The 22156-nt window shown below is 43.4% G+C and carries 18 protein-coding genes; 11 read left to right on the forward strand and 7 right to left on the reverse strand.

Going from position 1 to position 22156, the window contains the following annotated elements; translation table 11 throughout:
• Positions 1-175: 175 nt before the first annotated feature.
• Entirely contained in the window at positions 176-637 is a 462-nt protein-coding gene (gene tnpA / locus Q0081_RS25965) for an IS200/IS605 family transposase (RefSeq protein WP_298360561.1), read from the reverse strand.
• Positions 638-683: 46 nt separating this feature from the next.
• On the opposite strand from tnpA, the gene Q0081_RS25970 reads away from it, so the two are divergent.
• On the forward strand, positions 684-851 hold the full coding sequence (locus Q0081_RS25970) for a hypothetical protein (protein WP_298360563.1): 168 nt from the start codon (positions 684-686) through the stop codon (positions 849-851).
• 17 nt (positions 852-868) lie between these two features.
• Here Q0081_RS25970 and Q0081_RS25975 read toward each other — a convergent pair whose 3' ends face one another.
• Entirely contained in the window at positions 869-4699 is a 3831-nt protein-coding gene (locus Q0081_RS25975; RefSeq protein WP_298360565.1) for a PVC-type heme-binding CxxCH protein, read from the reverse strand.
• Between the two features lie 122 nt (positions 4700-4821).
• Positions 4822-6213: a replication initiation protein gene (locus Q0081_RS25980; RefSeq protein ID WP_298360567.1), complete on the reverse strand. Its 1392-nt coding sequence runs from the start codon at positions 6211-6213 to the stop codon at positions 4822-4824.
• A 465-nt stretch (positions 6214-6678) separates the two neighbouring features.
• Here Q0081_RS25980 and Q0081_RS25985 point away from each other — a divergent pair, with 465 nt between their 5' ends.
• From Q0081_RS25985 to Q0081_RS26010, 6 genes are all read left to right on the forward strand, one after another.
• Positions 6679-6828: a hypothetical protein gene (locus Q0081_RS25985; RefSeq protein WP_298360568.1), complete on the forward strand. Its 150-nt coding sequence runs from the start codon at positions 6679-6681 to the stop codon at positions 6826-6828.
• 425 nt (positions 6829-7253) lie between these two features.
• On the forward strand, positions 7254-7490 hold the full coding sequence (locus Q0081_RS25990) for a hypothetical protein (protein ID WP_298360570.1): 237 nt from the start codon (positions 7254-7256) through the stop codon (positions 7488-7490).
• A complete protein-coding gene (locus Q0081_RS25995) occupies positions 7487-7948 on the forward strand; it encodes a type II toxin-antitoxin system VapC family toxin (protein ID WP_298360572.1) in 462 nt (153 codons plus the stop codon). Before Q0081_RS25990 ends, Q0081_RS25995 begins: the two co-directional genes overlap by 4 nt.
• A gap of 96 nt (positions 7949-8044) precedes the next feature.
• Positions 8045-8893: a methylated-DNA--[protein]-cysteine S-methyltransferase gene (locus Q0081_RS26000; protein ID WP_298360574.1), complete on the forward strand. Its 849-nt coding sequence runs from the start codon at positions 8045-8047 to the stop codon at positions 8891-8893.
• 9 nt (positions 8894-8902) lie between these two features.
• Positions 8903-9616 (forward strand): 2OG-Fe(II) oxygenase, encoded by a 714-nt coding sequence (locus Q0081_RS26005; protein ID WP_298360575.1) that lies wholly within the window; start codon positions 8903-8905, stop codon positions 9614-9616.
• Between the two features lie 76 nt (positions 9617-9692).
• The gene (locus Q0081_RS26010; protein WP_298360577.1) at positions 9693-9944 is read left to right on the forward strand and encodes an Ada metal-binding domain-containing protein; all 252 of its coding nucleotides are present in this window, start codon (positions 9693-9695) and stop codon (positions 9942-9944) included.
• A gap of 211 nt (positions 9945-10155) precedes the next feature.
• Here the strand turns inward: Q0081_RS26010 and Q0081_RS26015 are convergent, their stop codons facing one another.
• The 3 genes from Q0081_RS26015 to Q0081_RS26025 form a co-directional block, all read right to left on the reverse strand.
• The gene (locus tag Q0081_RS26015; protein WP_298360579.1) at positions 10156-11814 is read right to left on the reverse strand and encodes a UxaA family hydrolase; all 1659 of its coding nucleotides are present in this window, start codon (positions 11812-11814) and stop codon (positions 10156-10158) included.
• 89 nt (positions 11815-11903) lie between these two features.
• Entirely contained in the window at positions 11904-13484 is a 1581-nt protein-coding gene (locus tag Q0081_RS26020) for an aldehyde dehydrogenase (NADP(+)) (RefSeq protein ID WP_298360581.1), read from the reverse strand.
• A gap of 1 nt (position 13485) precedes the next feature.
• Positions 13486-14334, reverse strand: coding sequence for a fumarylacetoacetate hydrolase family protein (locus Q0081_RS26025; protein WP_298360583.1), 849 nt, complete (start codon positions 14332-14334; stop codon positions 13486-13488).
• A 220-nt stretch (positions 14335-14554) separates the two neighbouring features.
• Between Q0081_RS26025 and Q0081_RS26030 the strand changes: the two genes are divergently transcribed.
• Positions 14555-15421, forward strand: coding sequence for an AraC family transcriptional regulator (locus Q0081_RS26030; RefSeq protein ID WP_298360584.1), 867 nt, complete (start codon positions 14555-14557; stop codon positions 15419-15421).
• Between the two features lie 15 nt (positions 15422-15436).
• On the opposite strand, the gene Q0081_RS26035 is transcribed toward Q0081_RS26030, so the two are convergent.
• A complete protein-coding gene (locus Q0081_RS26035) occupies positions 15437-16552 on the reverse strand; it encodes an FAD:protein FMN transferase (RefSeq protein ID WP_298360586.1) in 1116 nt (371 codons plus the stop codon).
• Between the two features lie 206 nt (positions 16553-16758).
• Between Q0081_RS26035 and Q0081_RS26040 the strand changes: the two genes are divergently transcribed.
• From Q0081_RS26040 to Q0081_RS26050, 3 genes are all read left to right on the forward strand, one after another.
• Complete coding sequence (locus tag Q0081_RS26040) at positions 16759-17448, forward strand: RNA polymerase sigma-70 factor (RefSeq protein WP_298360587.1); 690 nt, start codon at positions 16759-16761, stop codon at positions 17446-17448.
• Between the two features lie 83 nt (positions 17449-17531).
• On the forward strand, positions 17532-18536 hold the full coding sequence (locus Q0081_RS26045; RefSeq protein ID WP_298360589.1) for a FecR family protein: 1005 nt from the start codon (positions 17532-17534) through the stop codon (positions 18534-18536).
• 21 nt (positions 18537-18557) lie between these two features.
• Positions 18558-22121 carry a SusC/RagA family TonB-linked outer membrane protein gene (locus Q0081_RS26050; RefSeq protein WP_298360591.1) on the forward strand — a complete coding sequence of 1188 codons (3564 nt, stop codon included), beginning with the start codon at positions 18558-18560 and terminating at the stop codon, positions 22119-22121.
• Positions 22122-22156: the final 35 nt, after the last annotated feature.

The raw sequence follows: 22156 nt of genomic DNA on the forward strand, positions 1-22156 counted from the left end.
ATGGAGCACAGCAAGTTTTAAATCTGAGAACAAAAAACCTTAGTAATCAATGGGATGAGGTAATTCAATTGGTCAGAATGGCCGCTTAGGAAGCAATCCTGCATACATTCGTACACCCCTTTGCAGAAACGCAGTTGAAGTAATTATTTTAGTGCTCCACGTTTAGTTTGGGGCACTATTCAAACCACTCAAAGAAATCTTTCTTGCCCGTTTCTATCCCGAAATCATCGCAAAATTTTAAAAACTCCTCCCTAAAACTCCTTTTTTGGTGGTGTTCTTTTTGATTTATAATGTATTTGCAAACAGCGTCAAGTTGGGAGCGACTATGCGAGAAAGTACCATATCCGTTTTGCCAATCGAATTTGACCGATGCAAGTTTTTCATTTTTTACAAAATCATTGGAGGCGGTTTTTATCTCCCTTACTAAATCAGAAATAGCCTCTGAAGGTTTTAATCCCACGAAAATATGAATATGGTCGGGCATCCCACCAATTGCTAAAAGTTTGTGCCCACGTTCCTGAACAATTCCTGTTATATATTCATGCAAACGTTCTTCCCAAGAGGGTTGAATTAATGAATTTCGATTTTTAGGAGAGAATACAAGGTGAATGTATAATTGAGAAAAAACGTCTGCCATACTTTGTTAGAATTGAAATTTAGGAGGTTAACGAAGCAATCTACCAATGTTACACTTCTCCGAAGTGGTAGAATTGGCTAATCACTGCTACTACAAAGGTTTTGGCTTCTCCGAAGCTATATCGGCATTGCCAGGCTTCGGAAAAGCTCAAACCTTTGTAGCAAAACCGGTATCACACATCCAAATACACTTCGGAGAAGTGCAACTTGTGTAGAAAAAACTTCAAAAAAATTACTTCGCCGCCTGTTTCGCACCACCCATTGTACGCATGTATCTGACCAAATCCAGTACTTCCTGTTCGGCCAATGAGTCAAACAATCCAACGGGCATCAAGGATGTCGGCATCACTTCGCGCGACTGGATCGCCGATTTGTTGACCACAACTGCGTCCTGACCCACTACGCGCATCGTCAATTGACGTTCATTTTCTGAAACCACATTTCCCGAATACGTTCGTCCATCACGGGTAGTTACAACTACTAATTTATAATCTTCCTGAATTTCTCCGCTGGGATTCAGAACATTAAATAACAAGTAATCCAGATTGGCGCGGTTGGAGCCTGTCAAATCTGGGCCAATGTTTCCGCCTTTACCGTACATTTTATGACAACTTCCGCAGGTACGTTGAAACACTAACTCACCTTTGGTTGCACTGGCGGTTGCTACTGCTTTTTCGGTAATCATTCGTTGGTATTTTGAATACGATTTTTCCAACGACGGTTCCTGCTCAATCAGTCCCCAGACTTCGATAAAACCACTGCCTACGACTCGCAACAATTGCCGAGCGGCGTAGGGCGGCACATCGCGCTTGGGAATGGTCTGATTTTTCAACGCTTGAGTTAATTGCCAGCCGTACTTAGGTCGCGATGAAAGCGTTTGAATCGCCTGTTGTTTTTCAGCGGCATTAAGGTCTTTGTATTTCACAATCAACAATTTAGCCAACGGCTCATTGTCATAATCGGCAATGGCCCGAATAGCATCTAAACGCAGTTTAGGCTCGTTTAACAGATTTGGAATTTCCTCTACCAGTTCTGCACGCTTACGAGTTGCAATTGCCTGTAATGCCTGCTGACGTTGTGCTAAAGGTGCATTTTTGTTTTTCAGAGTGAGCATTGATTTTTGAGTAGCCTCGGTATCGCCAAAACGTTGAGCAATTTGTAACGCAAGAGAAGACGCATCTCCTTTTGCTAAGCGCAATTTGGCGTACACAGCCGCCCAGTTGGCAGGAGCTTTCAGGTCAAAACGTCCTTCCAATCCATCGCGCATTCCTTCCAACATACTCACTTGGTTTTTAGGATTTTTGGCCAAAGCCGCAATCACTGTTTCCGGCGCATTGGCATCTATAATCCGACGTGCTACGTATTTTGCAATCAAGGGAATTTCGGTTTGAGATGCCAATTCAAGCGCACGATTCGGATTGGTTTTGACCAACGGCTCCAATCCAAACCAAATCATCTTGGGCAAATTATGATCTTCATTGTCTTCCCCATGGCTTGCCAGCTGCTCTGCTAACTTCCAAGCCGATTCATTATCAATACGTTGCATAGCCGAGGTCAAATAAAGTCGAACTACGGGGGAAGTATCCTCTTTTGCCATTTTAACAAACTGTGTCAATGCCTCGGCCGACGGCGCTTTGTCTTCGCACAGGAGTTGAATTGCCCAGGCACGCACATATTCGTCGGTATCACTGAGTGATTTTAGAAGTTCTGTAGAAGTAACCGCCCCTGTCACATGCAATGCCCACAAAGCGCGTAGCCGATAGTCCGAATTGGCATTGGATTGAAAAATAGTTTGTAAATCAGCTACGGCACCTTTGTCCAAACTTCCTTTGGTAGCTCGTGATTGCAAAATCACGCGGGCTCTTCTTGAATGCCAATCGCTCGGGCTTTTTTGAAGTTCAACCAACTGTTTATCACTCATTTTAGACAAATCATCGTAACGTCCGTCCCAATTTTTAGCTAACGTTTGGTTAGGCATAATCCTGAAAATTCGTCCCGTTTCACCGTTTACCACTTCTTTCCCGCAAATATCGGCATCGTGCCAGTCCAACACGTACAAACCTCCGTCAGGGCCCACTTCCATGCTGAACCCTACCCATTGGGCGTTGTTGGCCATGAGCAGTTCATCGCCGTGTTTGGCCACAAAACCCGACCCTTTTTTATTCAACACATCCGACAAAACAGCGTGTTCGTGGATATTAGCCATAAAAATCCGCCCTTTGTGTTCTTCAGGAAACGCGTCTGACTGATACACCCGCGCCCCTCCGTGTGCCGAACGGTGACTGTGGTCAGCAATGGTGCGAATGTCACTGTAAATGTAGGGATTGAAGTGCTGCCCGCCCTGACGATGGTAAATACCGCCCAAGATGACATGCCACATGTGCGGAATCACGCACGCACTGATAAAAAACTGTCCTTTGGCATCGTAATCAATTCCCCAAGGATTGCTGAAACCGTGCGCTACAACTTCAAATTTGTCTTTTGTGGGATGATAACGCCACACACCGCCGTTGATATCTACACCTTCGCCCTGCAAAATATCTTCCGGAAACGGGTCTTTGTGCCGATAGAGTTTTCCCTTGCCTTCGGGTTTGCGCACTTTGGAAGGAGTCGCAAATCCTTGGCAACCATATAGCCAGCCATCAGGGCCCCAATGTAAGCTATTGAGCGTTTCGTGGCGGTCGCGGATACCCCAACCGGTAAGTTTTACTTCGATGTTTTCCATGTCAGCTACGTCATCATGGTTGCGGTCGGGAACAAAAAGTAAATTTGGTGGAGTGCCCAAATAAAGCCCGTCAAATCCTACAGCCATCGCCGATGGGAACGCAATTCCTTCTAAAAATACTTTTTTAGTATCGGCAACGCCATCGTGATTTGTATCTTCCAAAATTAAAATACGACTGTTGCCGGCGTTGGAAAATCCATGCCCTCGGGATTCATAATCACGGTTTTCAGCAATCCAAAGCCGCCCGCGGTCATCCCAACAAAAAGCCATTGGTTGCGTCATCATGGGTTCAGATGCCCACGTATTGACTTTAAAACCTTCTTTGAGTGTCATGTTGGCGACGGCTTCTTCGGGTGTTAAAAACTTCGCATCACGGCCTTCCTGTTGAGCCACTCCCCACAGCGCATATTCCATCTCCTGCCCGCTAAATTCACCCCAGGTTTTAGACATTCTCACATCACTGAACTCTCCAGTGTAAATCACCAATTGATGCTTGATGACCTCTACTTTACCTTTTTTAATCTGCCAATCGGCCATTCGTGCCCGCGCAGGGCCCGCTCCCAACTGACCATCCACTCGCCAGTATTGAGGAAAACCTTTGTTTTCGGGATGGTCAAAAATGGCAATGTGAGCCAAATCACTGCGTCCTTCTACCTGCATACCAATATCGACCCACATCGCACGTTGCCCTTCGGCTTTTTCGTTCTTCTGCCGCGCCGCGTTAATGACGTCTCCTTTGATTCCCTGTTTCCACGGCATTCTGACAAACAACCCGCCGTAATCGTACTTTCCAATGGTAACATCGGTTTGAGCTTCACCGGCCCATTCCAAATCCAGCAGGTATTTGCCATCCTGCTCACGCATTACCCACGTTTGGGTTTCGGTCAAAACGGCAGCGCCTTTTTCATCAAGCAGGTCATACACGGTTTCCCATTTTACTTCGGATCCTTTGCTTTTGATGACTTTGGCCGACACACGTCGCCAATAGTCTCCTTCGGGATGGTGAAAATAATCGCGCCCATTAACCCGTGTATAGCCCCAATAGATACCGGTTTGGTGTTTATGATGGCCTGGGCTATATTCGGTCAATACTCCTTTTCCATCGGGTGCCTGAATTGGGTGAAGGTAAGGACGAAAATCAGCCTTCGCATTTTGGGTTAGAATTGGCTGTTTTTCATTAAGTCGAAACACCGAGATTGTTCCTGCTTTTTCATCCTGAACAATTCTCAATTCCGTTTTTTTAGGTGGAATTTTAGAAGAGTTTATGTCTTTGGGTTTCAATGCAATCCACCCGAAACTGAAGAGAAGTAGAGACAGGGACAGAATAACTGATTTCATCTTTGTCGATTGGTTATAATTTGATACCAACCCTAAAAGGAATGAAAAGGTATTTATTCCTGCTTTTTGATTGAATAAATAATTAAAGTTCTGATTTACTGAACTTTACGAATTTTCACTTTTCATCTATCCCAACCCAAAGCCCGAAGCTGAGCTTTGAGATTTTTCTCTTGATTTTCAAATTGTTTGTCCATCTCCTCAAACAGAGCGGGTTTATTTTGCTTTACTTTGCCAAAAACCATTCCCTGAATCATCCCCTTTTTTCTGTTTTGTTCGGGAGTATATCTGCGATCGTAAAAATTACTGTTTTGGATATAGCTATAAACCTCATTCCGAAGCAGTTCATCTTCCAACAACAATTTATCAATAATTTCGCTTTGAGTAGTGTAATGATCCACCTGAAGTTTTTCCAATTCTGCTTCCAGCGAAGTGATGCTTTGTTGAGTCCGAAGTCGTAACTCGTCGCCTTGTTTTTTCTCCAACTTTACTTCCTCAATGGGGTCAAACAAATTTACCTGAGTCATTATCTTTTGCAAATACCCCATGGGATTTCTCAGTTTGCTCCCCAAGGCGATTTGGTTTTTTACCAACATGATGCGTTGGCGTACGTGTTCGGGCGAGAACTGCTTTAACCAATCATGGATGGTTTGGATATTTGCTCCTTTGAAATCCTTCACCAAACCGAATAATTCAACGGCTTCCGACGTGTCCTGAACTGGGGAAGCCAACTGAATGACTGTATCAACCGATATGGGGTGTTGCTCCTCCGTAAAATCCCGATTTCTGTCAATATAAAAAATTATCGCATAAACGGCTTTTCCGACCTTTTCTTCCTCAAACGTGAATTGTATATCTGTAAAGTCCGCTAAGTCCTCCTGAGCCTTTATAATGACCCTCTGCTTGAAGTTTGCGTACAAAGGATATTTGTCGGCTACATCCAGAATCTCTTTTAACTCATCAATCGTAAACTTGCGCTTGCCGATGCGCTCATACTGCTTCAATAATTCATAGATACGAATTGAAAACGAACTCTGAAGCCGAAGGATGTTTTTAATGTCGTACATCAAAAACTGCGATTGTAATTGCAACAAATGCGGTTTCATCTCGGGATGAAAAGAAACTTCGATGTATTTTCCTGAACTATTGTTGGTAAAACTCTTTACCCCTGCCGCAATGTGCGTGAGCAATTCCATTTCACCTTCGGGGGTAGGGGCAATTGCTCTGATTTCCCGGCGAGCCAATTTTTCGGCCCCTTCTTTCAAAAATTTATACGACTGCTTGTTTTGCTCTAAACCAAAATCGCTGATAATATCTTTCAAATAAATTCGGTAGGGTCTAAAATCTTCGTCATCTTTATGAATCATCGTCAATGTTTTGGTAAACACCCGCATTTCCCAAATATCAAAGCGATATTTGCCTTCCACCAAGTCATTTGATTTTCGAATCAAACGAATTAACCGTGGTTTTTCCTTTTTAGACTCTTCACCGGGTATTTGTTCGGGCTGTTCTGACATAAAAGCAAATTTTTGACTCATAAATGTAGCAAAAAAATAAAGTTATCCACACTCTAACCCTAATTTTGTTATAGTTGGCGTCTTCCAACCCTAAATTTGTTATAGTTGACCCTAAATTTGTTATAGTTATACCCTAAATTTGTTATAGTTGACCCTAAATTTGTTATAGTTGACCCTAAATTTGTTATAGTTGGACTTGTAACACATTGACTATTAGTAGGTTACGACGTCCGAAAGTATTAAAAAAGATTAAAAAGAATAGAAAGTCATCAAACACGAGTTTGTTGATGACTTTTAAAAATTTATTCAAAAAAATACAAATAACTTTTAGTAAAAAGCTTATAATCAAATAGTTACGTTTTTGATTATAAACCTGCTTTTCTCAAAAAGTAGGTTTATCCCAACCCTAAAAATGTTATAATTAAGTAAAAGAAGGCGTTTTTGAGCCCTAAAAATGTTATAGTCATGGGTAGAGATTTATTCAAAAAAGCCCTCAAATGGCTTTTAAAATCAGAAAAAGCAATGGCTATTTTCGATAAAATAAAATTATTTCAATTTTATTTTATATTATTAAATGAAAGAAAGGCAAAAAACTTGAAAATGGAGCAACCCTAATTTTGTAATAAATAGCGCCCTAAAAATGTTATAGAGGAATTAAAATCAGCCCTAATTTTGTAATAGTTACCCAAAAATGATTTTTTTAACTATAAATAGTACATAAATAACTACAAATTATTATATTTTTAGCGGCTAATAAAATTGTACTTATCAGGTGATAATCGTTGAAAATGTAACCCTAAAAATGTAATAATAATGTTATAGTTAGAACAATGCATTGATAATCAATAACTTTTAAATGCAACTATTTTCATACTTCATGTCAATTATTACAAAATTAGGGTTGAAAAAATGTTTTCAAGCGGTTCAAGAAGATGTTAAATGATGCACGTTGAATAGCTGCTCAGTAAACATAGAAAGGCAAATGAACTTTGTTTGCGGTTTTTTTAGTTAGTTTTACGAATCAACAAACCTGCTTTTGTATGAAAAAGACGCCCAAAGCAACAACCCAAACGGAAAGGTATCAATACCAATTTCGACCCATAAAATCGTATTCTGCTGAGGATGTTTTGGCAGCAGGCGGGACAACTGCTTTTGCCCATAAAATGGGAAAAACGGCAAAAACACTTGTTGAAAAAATGAAGGAAACCCCAAAAGATTCTTTCTTAACAGACCAAGAAATGGAATCAGCACTTAAACTGTTGAGAGAAGAAAAATGAATATTTTGCTGGATACAAACATCTTGATTTATTTAGCAAGAGATTCTAAACGCCGTTTAATCACTGAATTTATAAATCCTAATCGGAAAGAGCTTTACATTTCAGTTGTCTCCATTGCAGAAGTACGCTCAGTGGCCCTGCGTCAACATTGGGGCAGTAAAAAATTACTGCTAATTGACGATATCATTACGAGCGCATCAATAATTGAGGTTTCTCAACTCTTGATAAATACCTATGTCGAAATAGATACCTATTCCCAACGGCAAAATCCAAATTTTACAGAATACGCATTTGAAACTCCCCGAAACATGGGAAAAAATGACTTGTGGATTGCCGCGACTGCGGGTCTTTTGGGCTTGGAACTGATTACAACGGATGCCGATTTTGCCCATCTTCACAACGTTTTTCTGGACATTCGTCAAATTAATCCCGACGAGTTCAGGCCTTTTTTCAACTGATTTTTCATAAATTGACTGTAATCAACATAGCAAGTTTCGGGTTTTCTCGCCGTGGCTTATGCCGTAATTTTGTGTCGTAATCAAAAACAAAACAAGATGAAAACGCAGGATTCAGCCACGTATCAGAAAATCGAAGAAGCCATCGGTTACATCAACCAAAATTTCAGACAACAGCCCAGCCTCGAAGACATTGCCGAAAAAGTCCACCTCAGCCCATTTCATTTCCAACGACTCTTCAGCGATTGGGCGGGGGTAAGTCCTAAAAAATTCCTTCAATACCTCAGCGTTGAGTACGCCAAAAGTATCTTGAACGATAGGCAGGCAACTATTTTTGATGCTGCTTACGAAACAGGACTTTCAGGTACAGGCAGATTGCACGATTTGTTTATAAAAATTGAAGGAATGACTCCCGGCGAATTCAAAAATGGCGGTGAAAATCTGAACATCAATTATAGTTACGCTCAAACGCCTTTCGGAAATGTCCTTGTAGCTTCTACACCCAAAGGAATTTGCCATATTGCCTTTGCCGACGATGCAAATTCGGCTTTTGAAGCCTTGAAAAAATCATTTCCTAATGCCTATTTCCATCCTATTCTGGATTTGAATCAGCAAAATGCGTTGTTGATTTTTACGCACGATTGGCAAAAACTTAATCAAATTAAACTCCACTTGAAAGGGACTGATTTTCAGTTGAAGGTATGGGAATGCCTATTGAAAATCCCTATGGGAAAGCTTTCTACGTATGGAAATATTGCCGCTCAAATCCAGAAGCCAACGGCCTCCAGAGCCGTAGGAACGGCCATTGGAGATAATCCCGTCGCGTTTTTAATACCCTGCCATCGCGTGATTCAATCTACGGGAGCATTTGGACAGTACCATTGGGGAAGCAGTCGAAAAACGGCCATGATTGGCTGGGAAGCGGCACAGGCAAATTTAACCCACTAACCAAGTCCAATGGAAACTATCAAACAAAGAATAGAGGCAATTGATTGGCAAAATGTATCGTCATCAATGCACGAGCATAGTTTTGCCTTAGTGCCCAAATTGCTGACAGATGCGGAATGTGACGAGTTGATTGCAGACTACGATAATCCTGATTTGTACCGTAAAAAAGTGGTAATGGAACGCTATCGGTTTGGTTTGGGAGAGTACAAATACTTCAATTATCCTTTGCCTGATTTGCTTCAAACCATTCGGGAAAATGTATATTCGCCGCTTTCAACGATTGCGAACAAATGGATGAACGTTTTAAAAATGGACACCCAATTCCTTAACAATTTTGCTGATCTTCAGGCACTTTGCCACTCTCAAAATCAGACCAAGCCTACGCTTTTGATTTTGAAATACGGGAAAGGCGGGTACAACACCTTGCATCAGGATTTATACGGTGAAGTCTTTTTTCCAATGCAGGTAGTCTTGTTCTTAAATGAACCCAACGAAGATTATAAAGGTGGCGAATTTGTATTGACGCAGCAAACTCCGCGGGCGCAGTCGAAAGCTATGGTACTGACCCCAAGAAAAGGTGATATGCTGGTTTTTACCACTAATTTCAGACCCGTAAAAGGCGGAAAAGGCTATTATCGAGTACAAATGAAACACGGTGTCAGCGAAGTGCTAACAGGAAATCGCCATACGCTTGGCATCATTTTTCATGATGCTTTATCTTGAGTTCGCATTTGCTCGCGTCCACGCGAGTGAATGCTATTTAAAGGCTTCCAGCCTATTTTAAAAGATTTTTTACTTGATGAATAACCATTCCGATTTAAGCTCTGAAGAAGTACGAAGACTCGTAAAAAATGGGAAACTACTTTTTGGGGGAAACAGGCCGCTACACATTTACGGAATGTTGCACTGCAAAGCAGGAAAACGAATGAAAAGAGAAAACCGTGTTTTCTTTGGTTCTGAAAAGGAAGCCATTCTCGCCGGTTTTCGACCTTGCGGACAGTGTATGCGAGAGAAATATAGGATTTGGAAAAAGGCGAAACAGGTTTTTTGACTTTGAGAGATTGATTGGTACTTACCGTGTTACAAACACTCTGTTTATTAGTTGTGCGCAGTCATCCTTCGGAAGACAACGCACAACTAATGATTGATTAGCACTTATCATGTTATAAATACCCTGTTTACCAATAATTTAAGTCATAAGTGCAAAACTTGCACTTATGACTTTTTTTCATTTGAAAGAAGGTGAGAATTTGGTAAACAGCCTATAAACTCACGCCTCTTTTCCAAGGCATGAAATCATCCTGACCGAGCAATTGGGCTTTGGTTTTGATATTGCCACTTGCTAATTCAATGCAATATTCCAGCAATGCTTCGGCAGTTTCTTGGATGGTTTTTTCACCTTCAATGATAGCTCCACAATCAAAATCAATGATGTCGGGCATTTTATGCGCGAGTTTGGTATTGGTAGAAACCTTTACAATGGGGCAAATTGGGTTGCCAGTTGGCGTGCCTAATCCCGTGGTAAACAGCGTAATAGTGGCACCTGCCGCCGCTTGTCCTGTTGTAGCTAACACATCATTGCCGGGCGTACATACCAACTGTAAACCCTGTTCTTTGACTACTTCCGTATAGTTCAATACGTCAGCGATGGGCGCTGCGCCACCTTTTTTAGCAGCCCCAGCCGATTTGATGGCATCTGTGATAAGTCCGTCTTTGATATTACCCGCTGAAGGATTCATGTCAAATCCCGCGCCTACGGCTTCAGCTTTGGCGGCGTAATCGCGCATGAGATTCTCAAATTTCCAAGCCTTTTCTTCGCTTGTGCAGCGGTCAATCAGCTCTTGTTCCACTCCGCAGAGTTCAGGGAATTCGGCCAAATACGTATTGCCTCCCAAGGTCACCACCAAATCTGATAGATGACCTAAAACGGGATTGGCTGATATGCCCGAAAAACCGTCGGAGCCGCCGCATTTGAGGCCTATGTTGAGTTTGGAAAGCGGTATAGGTTGACGTTCCAGTTTGTTGGCCTCAAGCAATGCCACAAAGGTTTCTTTGATAGCCGCCGAAAGCATTTCAAATTCAGTTCCGTACGATTGTTGTTCAAAAAACAGAATCGGTTTATCAAATTTGGAAGTTCCGCGACTATTGATTTCGTTCATCAAATCGGTGAATTGCGTTTTTTGACAACCCAAACTTAATACTGTAATCCCGGTCACGTTGGCATTGTGCGCATAAGCTGCAAACAGGGCCGCCAAAACAGCTGATTCCTGATTGCTTTCGCCACAGCCCGATTCATGAGTCAGGAATTTGATACCATCTAAGTTTTTGAACAAAGGTTGGTGGCTTGCTGCACCTGATTGTGCCGTGGCATTGTATTCTTTTAACGTGTTTGTATCTCCTTTTTCGTACAATTTGACCAAATCTTCCACCTGCTTCTGGTAAATATCCGGAAAAGCATAGCCAAGGGCTTTGTCAAAGGCTTCTTTGAGTTTGAGAATATTGCGGTTTTCGCAAAAGACCAACGGAATTACCAACCAATAATTGGCCGTACCCACTTGTCCGTCAGAACGCGGAAAGCCCATGAAAGTACGATTAGCCCATTTGGACACGTCGGGGGCTTGCCAGTTGGTTTGCGGTTTGCGTTTCAGCACCGAATATTCGTCGGATTCGTGTTTGAGATTGAATGTGGTAATTTGTTCGCCGCGAGCAATAGGTTGGGTCGCTTTTCCAACCAAGACCCCGTACATAGTGATGGGGTCGCCCGTGTTCAAATCTTCGGTGACGAATTTGTGTTTGGCCGCAATGGCCCGAGGCAAGACGTAGCTTTCCCCTTCAAATTCGATGATTTCGCCCGCTTCCAACGGGCGCAACGCGACAATCACATTGTCTGAGGCATTGACTTTTAATACTTTATGTTGCATTGGGGTATTGTTGCTTTGAAGTTAAAAAGAAGGTCTCCCACAGAGCAAGAGACCTTTCCTCACTTATTTAACCTATCAAAAAAAATCTTTTATGCTTTTTGAAATTCTCCGTTTACCAAACGCCAGATTTGCAGAGGATTAGCATCTTTTAGCTCATCAGGTAACAGGTTTTCGGGGAAGTTTTGGTAACTGACGGGACGCGTAAACCGATAAATAGCATTAGTTCCAACTGACGTACTGCGGGAATCAGTAGATGCCGGGAAAGGACCGCCGTGCATCATGGCATGACAAACTTCTACGCCCGTTGGGAAACCGTTGATGAGTAAACGTCCTACTTTTTGTTCCAACACGTCAATCAAATCGGTGTATTCGGCCAGTTCTTCGGGAGTGCCGTGAATGGTGGCTGTCAAATGACCTTCCAGATTTTCGGCAATACGCAACATTTCTTCTTTGCTGTCGGCTTCTACCAACACACTCGTTGGCCCGAATATCTCTTCCGACAAGGTATGATCCTCGGCAATGGCCTGTGCATCGGTTTTAAACAATATGGGTTGTACAGACGTGAAACCCGTTACCTCATGTCCCTTTGCTATTAAGGTAACACTATCGTTTTCCAAATGTTTTGAAATTCCCTGATTATACGCTTTCTGAATTCCGTTGGTGAGCATGACACCGCCCGCAACGTTTTTAAACTGGGTTTCCAAATCCGTTAAAAAAGATGCGTATCCTTCGGTTTTATTCGCAATAATCATCCCCGGATTGGTACAAAATTGCCCTACACCCATCGTAACGGAAGCCGCAAATTGTTGGGCAATTGCGGCACCTTTTTCTTTCATGATTTGGGGCAAAATGAACACCGGATTTGTACTTCCCATTTCGGCATACACAGGAATGGGTTCGGGGCGATTGGCTGCTAATTGAAATAGCGCCATGCCTCCCTGATACGAACCGGTAAAGCCAACGGCCTTAATGTAAGGGTGTTGAACCAATGCAGCTCCGATTTCAGTACCGCTTCCGTGCAATAAAGAAAAGACGCCGTCGGGCATTTGTGACTTGATGGCCGCTTGCTGAATGGCTTTTCCAACTAACTCCGAAGTACCCGGATGCGCCGAATGTGCTTTCACAATGACCGGGCAACCGGCGGCTAATGCCGAAGCGGTATCGCCGCCTGCTACCGAAAACGCCAAAGGAAAATTACTCGCTCCAAACACGCCTACGGGTCCCAAAGCTTGCTGTATCAATCGTAAATCAACTTTTGGTAGCGGCTGACGGTCGGGAATCGCCGTTTCGATGCGGGCATTGACCCAAGAACCGTCGCGCAATAACTGCGCAAACAAACGCAATTGTCCCGTAGTACGTCCGCGTTCGCCTTGTACACGGCCCGCGGGCAAGCCCGTTTCTGCGGTGGCGATTTGAATTAAATCATCGCCGATGTTTTCAATCTCTTCGGCAATTTTATCTAAAAATGATGCTTTCTCAAGACCTGATTTTTTACGATAAATTTTGAAAGCGGCTTGTGCTTTTTGCGCGGCCAATTCCAATTCCGCTTTGGTCGCCTTGTGATATTGGGTAGGAAGTTTTTTTCCCGTTGTTGGATTCAGCGCTTGAAAAGTGCTTTCTCCCTCGGCAGAAATTGAACTGCCTATTACTTGTTTTCCTTCTAACTTCATTTTAAAGTGGTTTTTGCGAGACCGTATTTACTAAAGTCCCGATGTGTTCAATGGTTATTCTGACTTCGTCCCCAACGTTTAACGTAAATTCGTTGGGTGGAACCAGTCCGGTACCTGTCATCAGGAACACCCCATTCGGAAAAGAGGTTTCACGGAATAAATAGCCAATCAGTTCTGTATGAGTACGTTTCATGCGATTGATGGAAATGTTTCCTTCAAACACAGTCGCGTCATTTCGTACGATTTCGATGTTGATTTGGGCATCCGGGTCAATGGGCTGGCTTGGAACGTACAAACATGGTCCAATTGCTGCCGCGCCGTCGTAGCTCTTAGCTTGTGGCAGATACAAGGGGTTTTCGCCCTCAATATCCCGAGAACTCATGTCATTACCGCAGGTATAACCGACAATTTTGCCGTTTGAAGTGGCAAAGAGCGTGAGTTCCGGTTCGGGAACATTCCATTTTGAATCTCTCCGAATCAAAACCTGTGCGCCGCTGCCGACGGTTCTTGCGGCAGTTGCTTTGAAGAAAAGTTCGGGACGGTCGGCATCGTAAACGCGGGCGTAAAAATCACCGCCTCCTGCATCTTTGGACTCTTCCATGCGAGCTTCGCGGCTTTTCATGTAGGTCACGCCCGAAGCCCAAATCTCCTGATGATTAATAGGGGCTAAAACTTCAGTTTTGAGGTTTTTTTCAAGTGAGTCGTCCGGGGAAAGGGTTTGAATTTCAGCTGAAACGGCATCAAACAAATCATCACGATTGACGTACGTATCCCAATCGTTTTGTGGTGAAAGATAGAAGTTCGATTCAGATTCGATAACAATACCCTGCTGTGTACGGTATAATTTCATGGTCAAATCAAGTTTTTTATTGGGGGTGAGAAGGTTGCTTTCAATAAAAGGACCAACGGGTTTAAAATTAATGCCGGAAGCAAACTTTTCAGTTTTAATCAGTGAATAATCGTATGCAAAGAAAAGGAATAAGAAGATAAAATTTATGTGAAATATTATACAGTTTTGATGAAATATTATCAATTTTGACAAATTATAGCATTTACAATACTATTATATCATGCAAGCTATTCTTCGTAAAGTCAACCCTTCGGCCAATTATTCGTTTGTCGCTCGGATTGATAAATTGCCTTATTTGTACGAAAAGTGGCACTTTCATCCTGAATTGGAACTGACCCATATTGTTCAAAGCCGAGGTACCCGTTTTGTAGGCGACAGCATTGAGGAATTTGAAGAAGGTGATTTGATTTTGATTGGGAGTAATTTGCCGCACGTTTGGAAAAATGATACTGCTTATTTTCAGCCCAATTCTTCTTTGCAGGCACAATCTGAAGTGTTGCAGTTTTTGCCCGATTGTTTTGGGAAAGATTTTTTGAATCTGAAAGAAATGGAAAGCATTCGACGGCTTTTTGAAAAGTCAAAGCGTGGATTGCGAATCACGGGAAAAACCAAAGAAAATGTGCTGAAGTTGATGACTCAATTGATTGAAAACACCAAGGGTGTTCAGCGTATTGGCCTTTTTCTGAACATTCTGGAATTAATTGCCGAATCGGAGGAGTTGGTTTTTTTGAGCAGTGAAGGGTTTTTGGATTCGTATCATCGCTTTGATACGGAGACAATTAACCATGTTTATGAATTTACACTTTCTCAGTTTAACCGACGCATTCTGATTGAAGAAGCCGCTGCTATTTCCCACATGTCGGTGGCTAATTTTTGCCGCTATTTTAAAAATCGTACGCAGAAAACGTACATTCAGTTTTTGACCGAAGTACGCATCGGTTACGCCTGTCGGATGTTAATTGAAAACAAAAAAAGCGTTCAGCAAATCGCTTTCGATTGCGGATTTCATAATATTTCCAACTTCAATCGCTCCTTTCGACTTCTAAAACATCAAAATCCAATGGCCTATCGGGCTGCTTTTGGGTAAATGCGCTCGAACAATTTATTCCAGCATTTCCCAGCTTTGTACTTTCCCGTTTTTTGTTTCTACGAGCCATACTTTGATGCCCGGAAAATGCTTTAGAAACTTTTTGGACTGCTTGATTCCCGAAACACTGAAAGCCGTTGCCAGCGCATCGGAAACGGTTCCATCCGACGCAATGACCGTAGTTCTGACGTGAAATCGCAGGCCAATGCCGGTTTTAGGATCAACAATGTGCGAATAACGAATTCCATTAAAATCGGCATGACGATACGTTGGCCCGGAGGTAGCCAAGGTTGTATTGGCTAATTCCAACGTTTTCAAGGAATCGCTGCCGTTGGAAACGACAATTTTCCAACCTTTTGAGGCGGGTGGAGCATCAGTCAATACCACTTTCCCCCCGGCATCCATCATGGCTGATTTTATTCCGTAGGTTTTCAATACCCTGATGGCTTCTTCGGCTGCAAAACCTTTTCCCAATCCGCCAATATCCAAACGCATACCAGCTTGCGTCAGCAATACTTTTTGACCCGAAGCATCAAGTTTCATTTTTTGAAAACCAATTTTTGAGCGCGCTTCCTCAATCTCGCTTTTGCTCGGAAAAGTTCGTTGCCGAATAGCACGTCGCCAAAGCTGAACAATCGGGCCAACCGTAACATCGAAAGCACCTTTTGTCTTTACGCTAATGTCTTGGGATATGGCTAAAATATTAAAAAGATCTTTGCTTACAGGCACCCATTGACCTGAGCCTGATTGCGCAGAAAGGCGGTTGATTTCACTGCCATCGGCATAATCACTCATGATTTCATTCAATTGCTCAATGCGTTTAAAAGCACTTTGGGCGGCTTTTTGTGCAAGAGAATCGTCAGAGGCGTAAAAAACCAACTTAAATGGTGAGCCCATCAGTCCCTTCTCAAAGGTGTAGCGTTTGTCTTGCGCAAGTAAAGAGCCGGTCAGATAAAAAAGTAAAAATAGAAATTGAAGTGAAAAACGCGTACTCATTCTGAATGTGAATTTAGCCGACAAAAGTACGCCAAAACTTAGGAAAGTTGTTTTTGGCTGTAAGCAATTATGCGCCCGCTGTTTGACCCCTTTGGGGTCACCTATTTGTAGGAATGAAGCTTTTTCTACAAACATCTGACCCCTTAGGGGTCAAATAAAGAGCAATTTATGGCTAAAGTGTAGAACTGTATTTTGATTTTTTCTCCCAAAAATTGGCATCATTCAAAAAAATAAAAGTATTTTCATATTTGTGTAAGGAGTTTTTAGCCTCCCACTTGTCTTAGTAGTAGATTACCGAAAGGGATACACATCCTTTAAGAAATTACCCAAAAGCAAGAACAATGGAGCAGGCTTACAACGAAAATTCCGGAAAAGTCCCACAACCATTTGGTACCCCTTCCCTTCCGCGTCATTCCACTGAGCAAGTCCCTGCAACTTCCTTTGAGCAGGATGATGAATTGTTTATTCGGAAAGCGCTGGAAAACAACCTGCGACTCGGGGTGGAATTGCTCTACAAGCGGTATTTCCAACCCATGTGTACTCACGCGGTCAAATATGTTGGTTCCCGAGAAGTAGCGGAGGACTTAGTTTCGGAAATCTTCTTTCAATTTTATTCCAATAAAACCTTTCTCGAAATCACCTCTTCCTATCGTCTGTACCTGTTTCGTACCGTGCGCAACCGCGCCTACAATTATCTACGATGGGATTTGAGTCGAAAAGCCGATATAACGGAAGCCTCCCAAAAACCGGGCCTTGATGAACAGCAACCAGACCAAATCAGTCAGTTTGAGGAATTATACCATGATTTGGAAGAGGCAGTAAATAAACTCCCTCTCGAACGGCGACGTATTTACCTCATGCAAAAATTTGAAGGTAAAAAGTACCGGGAAATTGCCGATGAACTTCACCTATCGGTCAAAACAGTGGACGTACAGCTCAATCGTGCCAATCAATACATTCGAAATCTCCTCAGAGACAAGTGGTTACTGCCGGTGATTAGCCTTTGGTTATCCATTTCTATTTTCAGCTAAACCTGCTAAACCTATAAGGTCTTAACGGTACGACGCTCGCAGACCTTATAGGTTTGAACATAGGTTTGAAACTAACAATATCAATGAACGCAGAAATCAACAAAGAATTCGTATTCAGCTATTTGTCGGGAAAGACATCGGCTTTACAAAAACAGATGATTGATGAGTGGGTCAAAATTCCCGCCAATGAGGAGCTGTTTTACAAATGGTTGGTAGAATACGAATACCAACATCCGCAATACCTTACGGAATTGCCGAACGCAGTGGCTCGTTTTCAGGACTTTGCCGATAAGTTTGACGAAAACCCGGCGTTCGAATTTCTGGTACAGGAGAAATCGCTTCCCATTAAACGTCTGACGTGGGTTTGGATGGTGGCGGCTTCGTTTGTCTTGGGAATACTCATGAGCGGGTGGATTTTCAAGGATTCCTTTCTTTATCAAATCCATTCAACGGCTTTTGGCGAGACAAAATCGCTTTACTTGAGTGACAGCACAAAAGTGACACTGAATGCCAATTCGTCCCTGCGTGTCCCGCGTTTTGGTTTTGGAGCAAAAACCCGGGAAGTGCTTCTGACGGGAGAAGCCAATTTTGCGGTAACTCATCAACCTACTAATCAGAAGTTTGTGGTAAAAACGGGCAAAGGGCTGGAAGTAGTGGTATTGGGAACGGAATTTACCGTTTATTCTCGCCAACGAGGTTCAAAAGTGGTTTTGAACAAAGGAAAAGTTCAGTTGCGCTACCAAGAAGGACAAACCCAAAAGCAACTGATGATGAAGCCCGGGGACTTGGTCACCTTCGACCAAAGCAACCACCTCAATCGGGAAGTAACCAAACAGCCCGAAAAATACGCTGCGTGGAAAGATCATCGCTTTGTATTTGACGATACCACTCTACAGGAATTTGCCAAAATCATGGACGAAAATTATGGTATCAAGGTCATTATCAGGGATGAAGCCTTGGCCAAGCGTACGCTCGTAGGGTCTTTTCAAGCCGATAATGCCGATGAATTGCTCAATATAGTGTCTGAAATTTTTACGATTAAAATCACCAAAATAGGTGATACTGTAGTACTTACTGATTATCAATAACCCCCGAAACCATACTATACGATGAAGAAAAACTTACAACAATCTTGCCGAGTGGGTCTGCTGCTGCTTACCCTGTCGGTGCTTGGCCGTCCAAGCTGGTCTCAAATTTTTGCAAAAGTTCAAAAATCACCCCAAAAAGCAGAAGCAAGAACCGCTCCCGAAATTCAAAAACTCCGTGGTGTACTGAAAGACCTGAAAAGTCATTACAAAGTAGACATTCTCTTTGAAGGGGGATTGGTGGAAGGGGTAACTGTCTCGTCTGATTTGATGGACTTTAACGCTACTTTGGAATCAAATCTTGACAAAATTTTGCGACCTTCTGGCTTGAACTACAAGAAGGTAAAAGACGGTTCTTACGTGATTTTGGAAAACAAAAAACCAAAGAAAACGGCTGAAGCCGACGCCCGATTTCAGGAAACCCTCAGCCCCAAACAACAACTTACCGAAAACCCTCAACCCCTGACAAACGACATTTCGACGTTAAAGACCGTTGAAAAAGCAGAGGTAGCGGCACAGACCATCAAAGGAAAAGTAACCGACGAAAAAGGAGTAGGGCTTCCCGGAGTAAGCATCCTCATTAAGGGCTCACAACGAGGTACTTCCTCCAATGCAGATGGAGGTTTCCAACTGGAAGTACCTAATTCATCGTCTGTGCTGGTTTTTAGTTATGTGGGTTACGAAAGCAAAGAGATTACCGTCGGCAATCAAACGAGCATTAACCTTTCATTAAATCCTGAAAGTACATCGTTGGGTGAAGTGGTCGTAACGGCTTTGGGAATAAAAAAACAGGCCAAAAGCGTAGGTTATGCCACTGCGACCGTGCCAACGGAAGAAATGACAGTGAACCGCACCGCCAATTTTATGAATGCGTTGCAAGGAAAGATGGCGGGCGTGAATATCACTTCGCTCGGCTCCGGTCCGGCAGGAACCAGCAAAATTCGTATTCGGGGACAATCTTCTTTCGGCGGCAATAACTCTCCTTTGATCGTGGTCAACGGAGTTCCGATTGATAATACCAATAATGGTGCCCGGGGTGACGTATCCGAAAAAGGCAGCAACCGTACCTCCGACGGCGGCGACGGATTGAGCAGCATCAACCCCGACGATATTGAAGCCATGACGGTTTTGAAAGGAGCCGCCGCTTCGGCCCTTTATGGCTCACGGGCCAAAGACGGTGTGATTATGATTACAACCAAAACCCGAGGAACTGGCTCAGGTATTTCTCTAAGTTATAACTCCAATTATACCACTGAAACACCTTTGGATTATACTGACTATCAGTACGAATACGGACAGGGCGAAAACGGTGTTCGTCCTACGGCTCCTTTCCCGACCTCCGGACAGTGGAGTTTTGGGGAGAAATTTCAGCCCGGCATGACGCACATTCTTTTTGATAATATAACGGTCCCTTATGAACCGCAACGGAATCAACTCAGTCAGTTTTACCAAAAAGGCTCCACTTTTACCAATACCCTGACGCTGTCGTCGGGAGGTGAAAATGGAGGTTTCAGCCTTTCCGTTTCCAATTTAGACAATAAAACCATTCTGCGTAATTCGGGGTATAATCGCAGAACTATCAATCTGGGTTTTACCCAAACCCTGAAAAAGCTAACGGTTTCCGGTAATGTCAATTATTCCAACGAATACCGTAAAAATCCGCCCAACATTGCTGAGCAGGATTACAGTCCGGTGATCATCTTCAATATGGCCAATTCGATGCCGCTGGATCTGTTGGAAAAATACGCCTCCGATGCCAACGGCAACGAAACCGTATGGTCGCGCTTTACGAATCGTACCAATCCTTATTTTGCTTTAAAACGTTTTGATAATATCCGTAATGACCGCGTATTCGGCAACTTGACCGCACGTTATAACTTTACCAATTGGCTGTTTTTGCAAGGCCGTATCGGACAGGATTACTATTCCCGCGAACAGGATTACAATCTACCAACGGGTACCCAACGCCAACCCGCCGCGCCCGCAGGGTTTGTGAACGGCCAATACGTACAGGACGCTCGCAACGTGCGCGAACTCAACGCCGACTTTTTATTGGGGGCCAATAAGACCTTTGGTGCCGTAGGCGTAAACGTGAATGTGGGAGGCAACCAAATGTACCGCCGCATCAGTCGTCACAACGTATTTGTGCAGGATTTTTACACCCGCGACCTGTACACCATCGGCAATAGTCGCCAACGCGATGCGACCTATGAGTTCTCGGAACGTCAGGTAAATTCGCTGTATGCCTCGGCTGAAGTTTCCTTTAAAGACTATTTGTTCTTAAACGGAACGGTTAGAAATGACTGGTTCTCAACGCTGTCACCTGCCAACCGCAGTATTTTATACCCATCCATTACAGCGAGCTTTGTCTTTTCGCAAGCATTGGCCACCTCTTTACCCTCTTGGATTAATTTTGGAAAAATCAGAGCGGCCTACGCCGAAGTAGGTAGTGATACTGACGTGTCGCCCTATGCTAACAACCTTTTTTATGGTATTAATCCCCAGCAGTTCCCGTCGCCGAGCGGAGTCGCGCAACCCTTGGGAAGCATCAGCGGCTCTACCGTACCCAATGCTAACTTGCGCCCCATGAGGGTTTCGGAGAAAGAGTTTGGGTTAGAATTAAAGCTGTTTAATAATTTAATCGGTTTGGATTTTACCTATTACGATAAACTATCGTCCGACCAGATCCTCCGTGCTCAAACCTCCAACGCCGGCGGTTACCTCAATCAGTTGATCAACGTCGGTCAAAGTCGCAATCAGGGTTTGGAAATGTTGGTCAATCTGAACCCTATCAAACGGCAGGATTTCAGCTGGAATTTCATCTTTAATGCTGCCTATAACAAAACAAAAGTACTCGATCTGGGCAGCGGCGTGAGCGATAACATGATTACGGTCGGTACCGGTGATTTTACAGGCGAGCTTCGTCAGGTGGTAGGCCAACCCATGGGGCAATTGTTTGGATTCGGCTACCTGCGTGATGCGCAAGGCCGCCAAATATTTGATGCCGGCAATGGCCGTCCGTTACGTACTCCTACTCAAATTGCTTTTGGCAGTGCCCTGCCGCTGTGGGTAGGCGGTTTTACCAATAGTATCACGTACAAAGGAATAAATCTTTCCTTCCTGATTGATTTTAAACTCGGTCATAAGATGATTTCGGGTACCAACCACAACGCCTGGCGACACGGTTTGCACAAAGCAACGTTGGTAGGAAGAGCCGAAAACTTTGTTATCGGTGATGGTGTCAATCCTAACGGGGAGGTCAACAAAACCAAATCAGGCGTGCAGGCATACTACGAAACGGTACGCTCTCAAAACATTGCCGAAGAGTTTGTGTACAACGCCGGTCTGTGGCAATTACGTCAAATCACGATTGGCTATGACTTTACCAAATTCCTCCCTACGGCCATTCCGTTCATCAAAGGATTACGGTTAAATGCCGTGGCCAACAACGTAGCCGTTATCAAAAAATGGGTTCCCAACATTCACCCCGAACAATTCGGTTTTCCTTCGGACAACCTGATTGGACTGGAAGCCACGGGCTTGCCCGTTACGCGGAGTATTGGATTTAATCTGAATGTAAAGTTTTAAAAGCCCCGCATCGGCGGTCCGACCTAACCCCCAAC

Origin of the sequence: Runella sp. (assembly GCF_027484545.1) — a bacterium.
Taxonomy (GTDB): Bacteria; Bacteroidota; Bacteroidia; order Cytophagales; family Spirosomataceae; genus Runella.

Bases quoted from the DNA above. Each gene is read 5' to 3' on its own strand.
- Q0081_RS26025 (WP_298360583.1), bottom strand. From the start codon at position 14,334: ATGAAATTATACCGTACACAGCAGGGTATTGTTATCGAATCTGAATCG.
- Q0081_RS26005 (WP_298360575.1), top strand. From the start codon at position 8,903: ATGGAAACTATCAAACAAAGAATAGAGGCAATTGATTGGCAAAATGTA.
- Q0081_RS26045 (WP_298360589.1), top strand. From the start codon at position 17,532: ATGAACGCAGAAATCAACAAAGAATTCGTATTCAGCTATTTGTCGGGA.
- Q0081_RS26030 (WP_298360584.1), top strand. From the start codon at position 14,555: ATGCAAGCTATTCTTCGTAAAGTCAACCCTTCGGCCAATTATTCGTTT.
- Q0081_RS26020 (WP_298360581.1), bottom strand. From the start codon at position 13,484: ATGAAGTTAGAAGGAAAACAAGTAATAGGCAGTTCAATTTCTGCCGAG.
- Q0081_RS25970 (WP_298360563.1), top strand. From the start codon at position 684: ATGTTACACTTCTCCGAAGTGGTAGAATTGGCTAATCACTGCTACTAC.
- Q0081_RS26050 (WP_298360591.1), top strand. From the start codon at position 18,558: ATGAAGAAAAACTTACAACAATCTTGCCGAGTGGGTCTGCTGCTGCTT.
- tnpA (WP_298360561.1), bottom strand. From the start codon at position 637: ATGGCAGACGTTTTTTCTCAATTATACATTCACCTTGTATTCTCTCCT.
- Q0081_RS26015 (WP_298360579.1), bottom strand. From the start codon at position 11,814: ATGCAACATAAAGTATTAAAAGTCAATGCCTCAGACAATGTGATTGTC.
- Q0081_RS25995 (WP_298360572.1), top strand. From the start codon at position 7,487: ATGAATATTTTGCTGGATACAAACATCTTGATTTATTTAGCAAGAGAT.
- Q0081_RS25990 (WP_298360570.1), top strand. From the start codon at position 7,254: ATGAAAAAGACGCCCAAAGCAACAACCCAAACGGAAAGGTATCAATAC.
- Q0081_RS26035 (WP_298360586.1), bottom strand. From the start codon at position 16,552: ATGTTTGTAGAAAAAGCTTCATTCCTACAAATAGGTGACCCCAAAGGG.
- Q0081_RS25985 (WP_298360568.1), top strand. From the start codon at position 6,679: ATGGGTAGAGATTTATTCAAAAAAGCCCTCAAATGGCTTTTAAAATCA.
- Q0081_RS26000 (WP_298360574.1), top strand. From the start codon at position 8,045: ATGAAAACGCAGGATTCAGCCACGTATCAGAAAATCGAAGAAGCCATC.
- Q0081_RS26040 (WP_298360587.1), top strand. From the start codon at position 16,759: ATGGAGCAGGCTTACAACGAAAATTCCGGAAAAGTCCCACAACCATTT.
- Q0081_RS25975 (WP_298360565.1), bottom strand. From the start codon at position 4,699: ATGAAATCAGTTATTCTGTCCCTGTCTCTACTTCTCTTCAGTTTCGGG.
- Q0081_RS25980 (WP_298360567.1), bottom strand. From the start codon at position 6,213: ATGTCAGAACAGCCCGAACAAATACCCGGTGAAGAGTCTAAAAAGGAA.
- Q0081_RS26010 (WP_298360577.1), top strand. From the start codon at position 9,693: ATGAATAACCATTCCGATTTAAGCTCTGAAGAAGTACGAAGACTCGTA.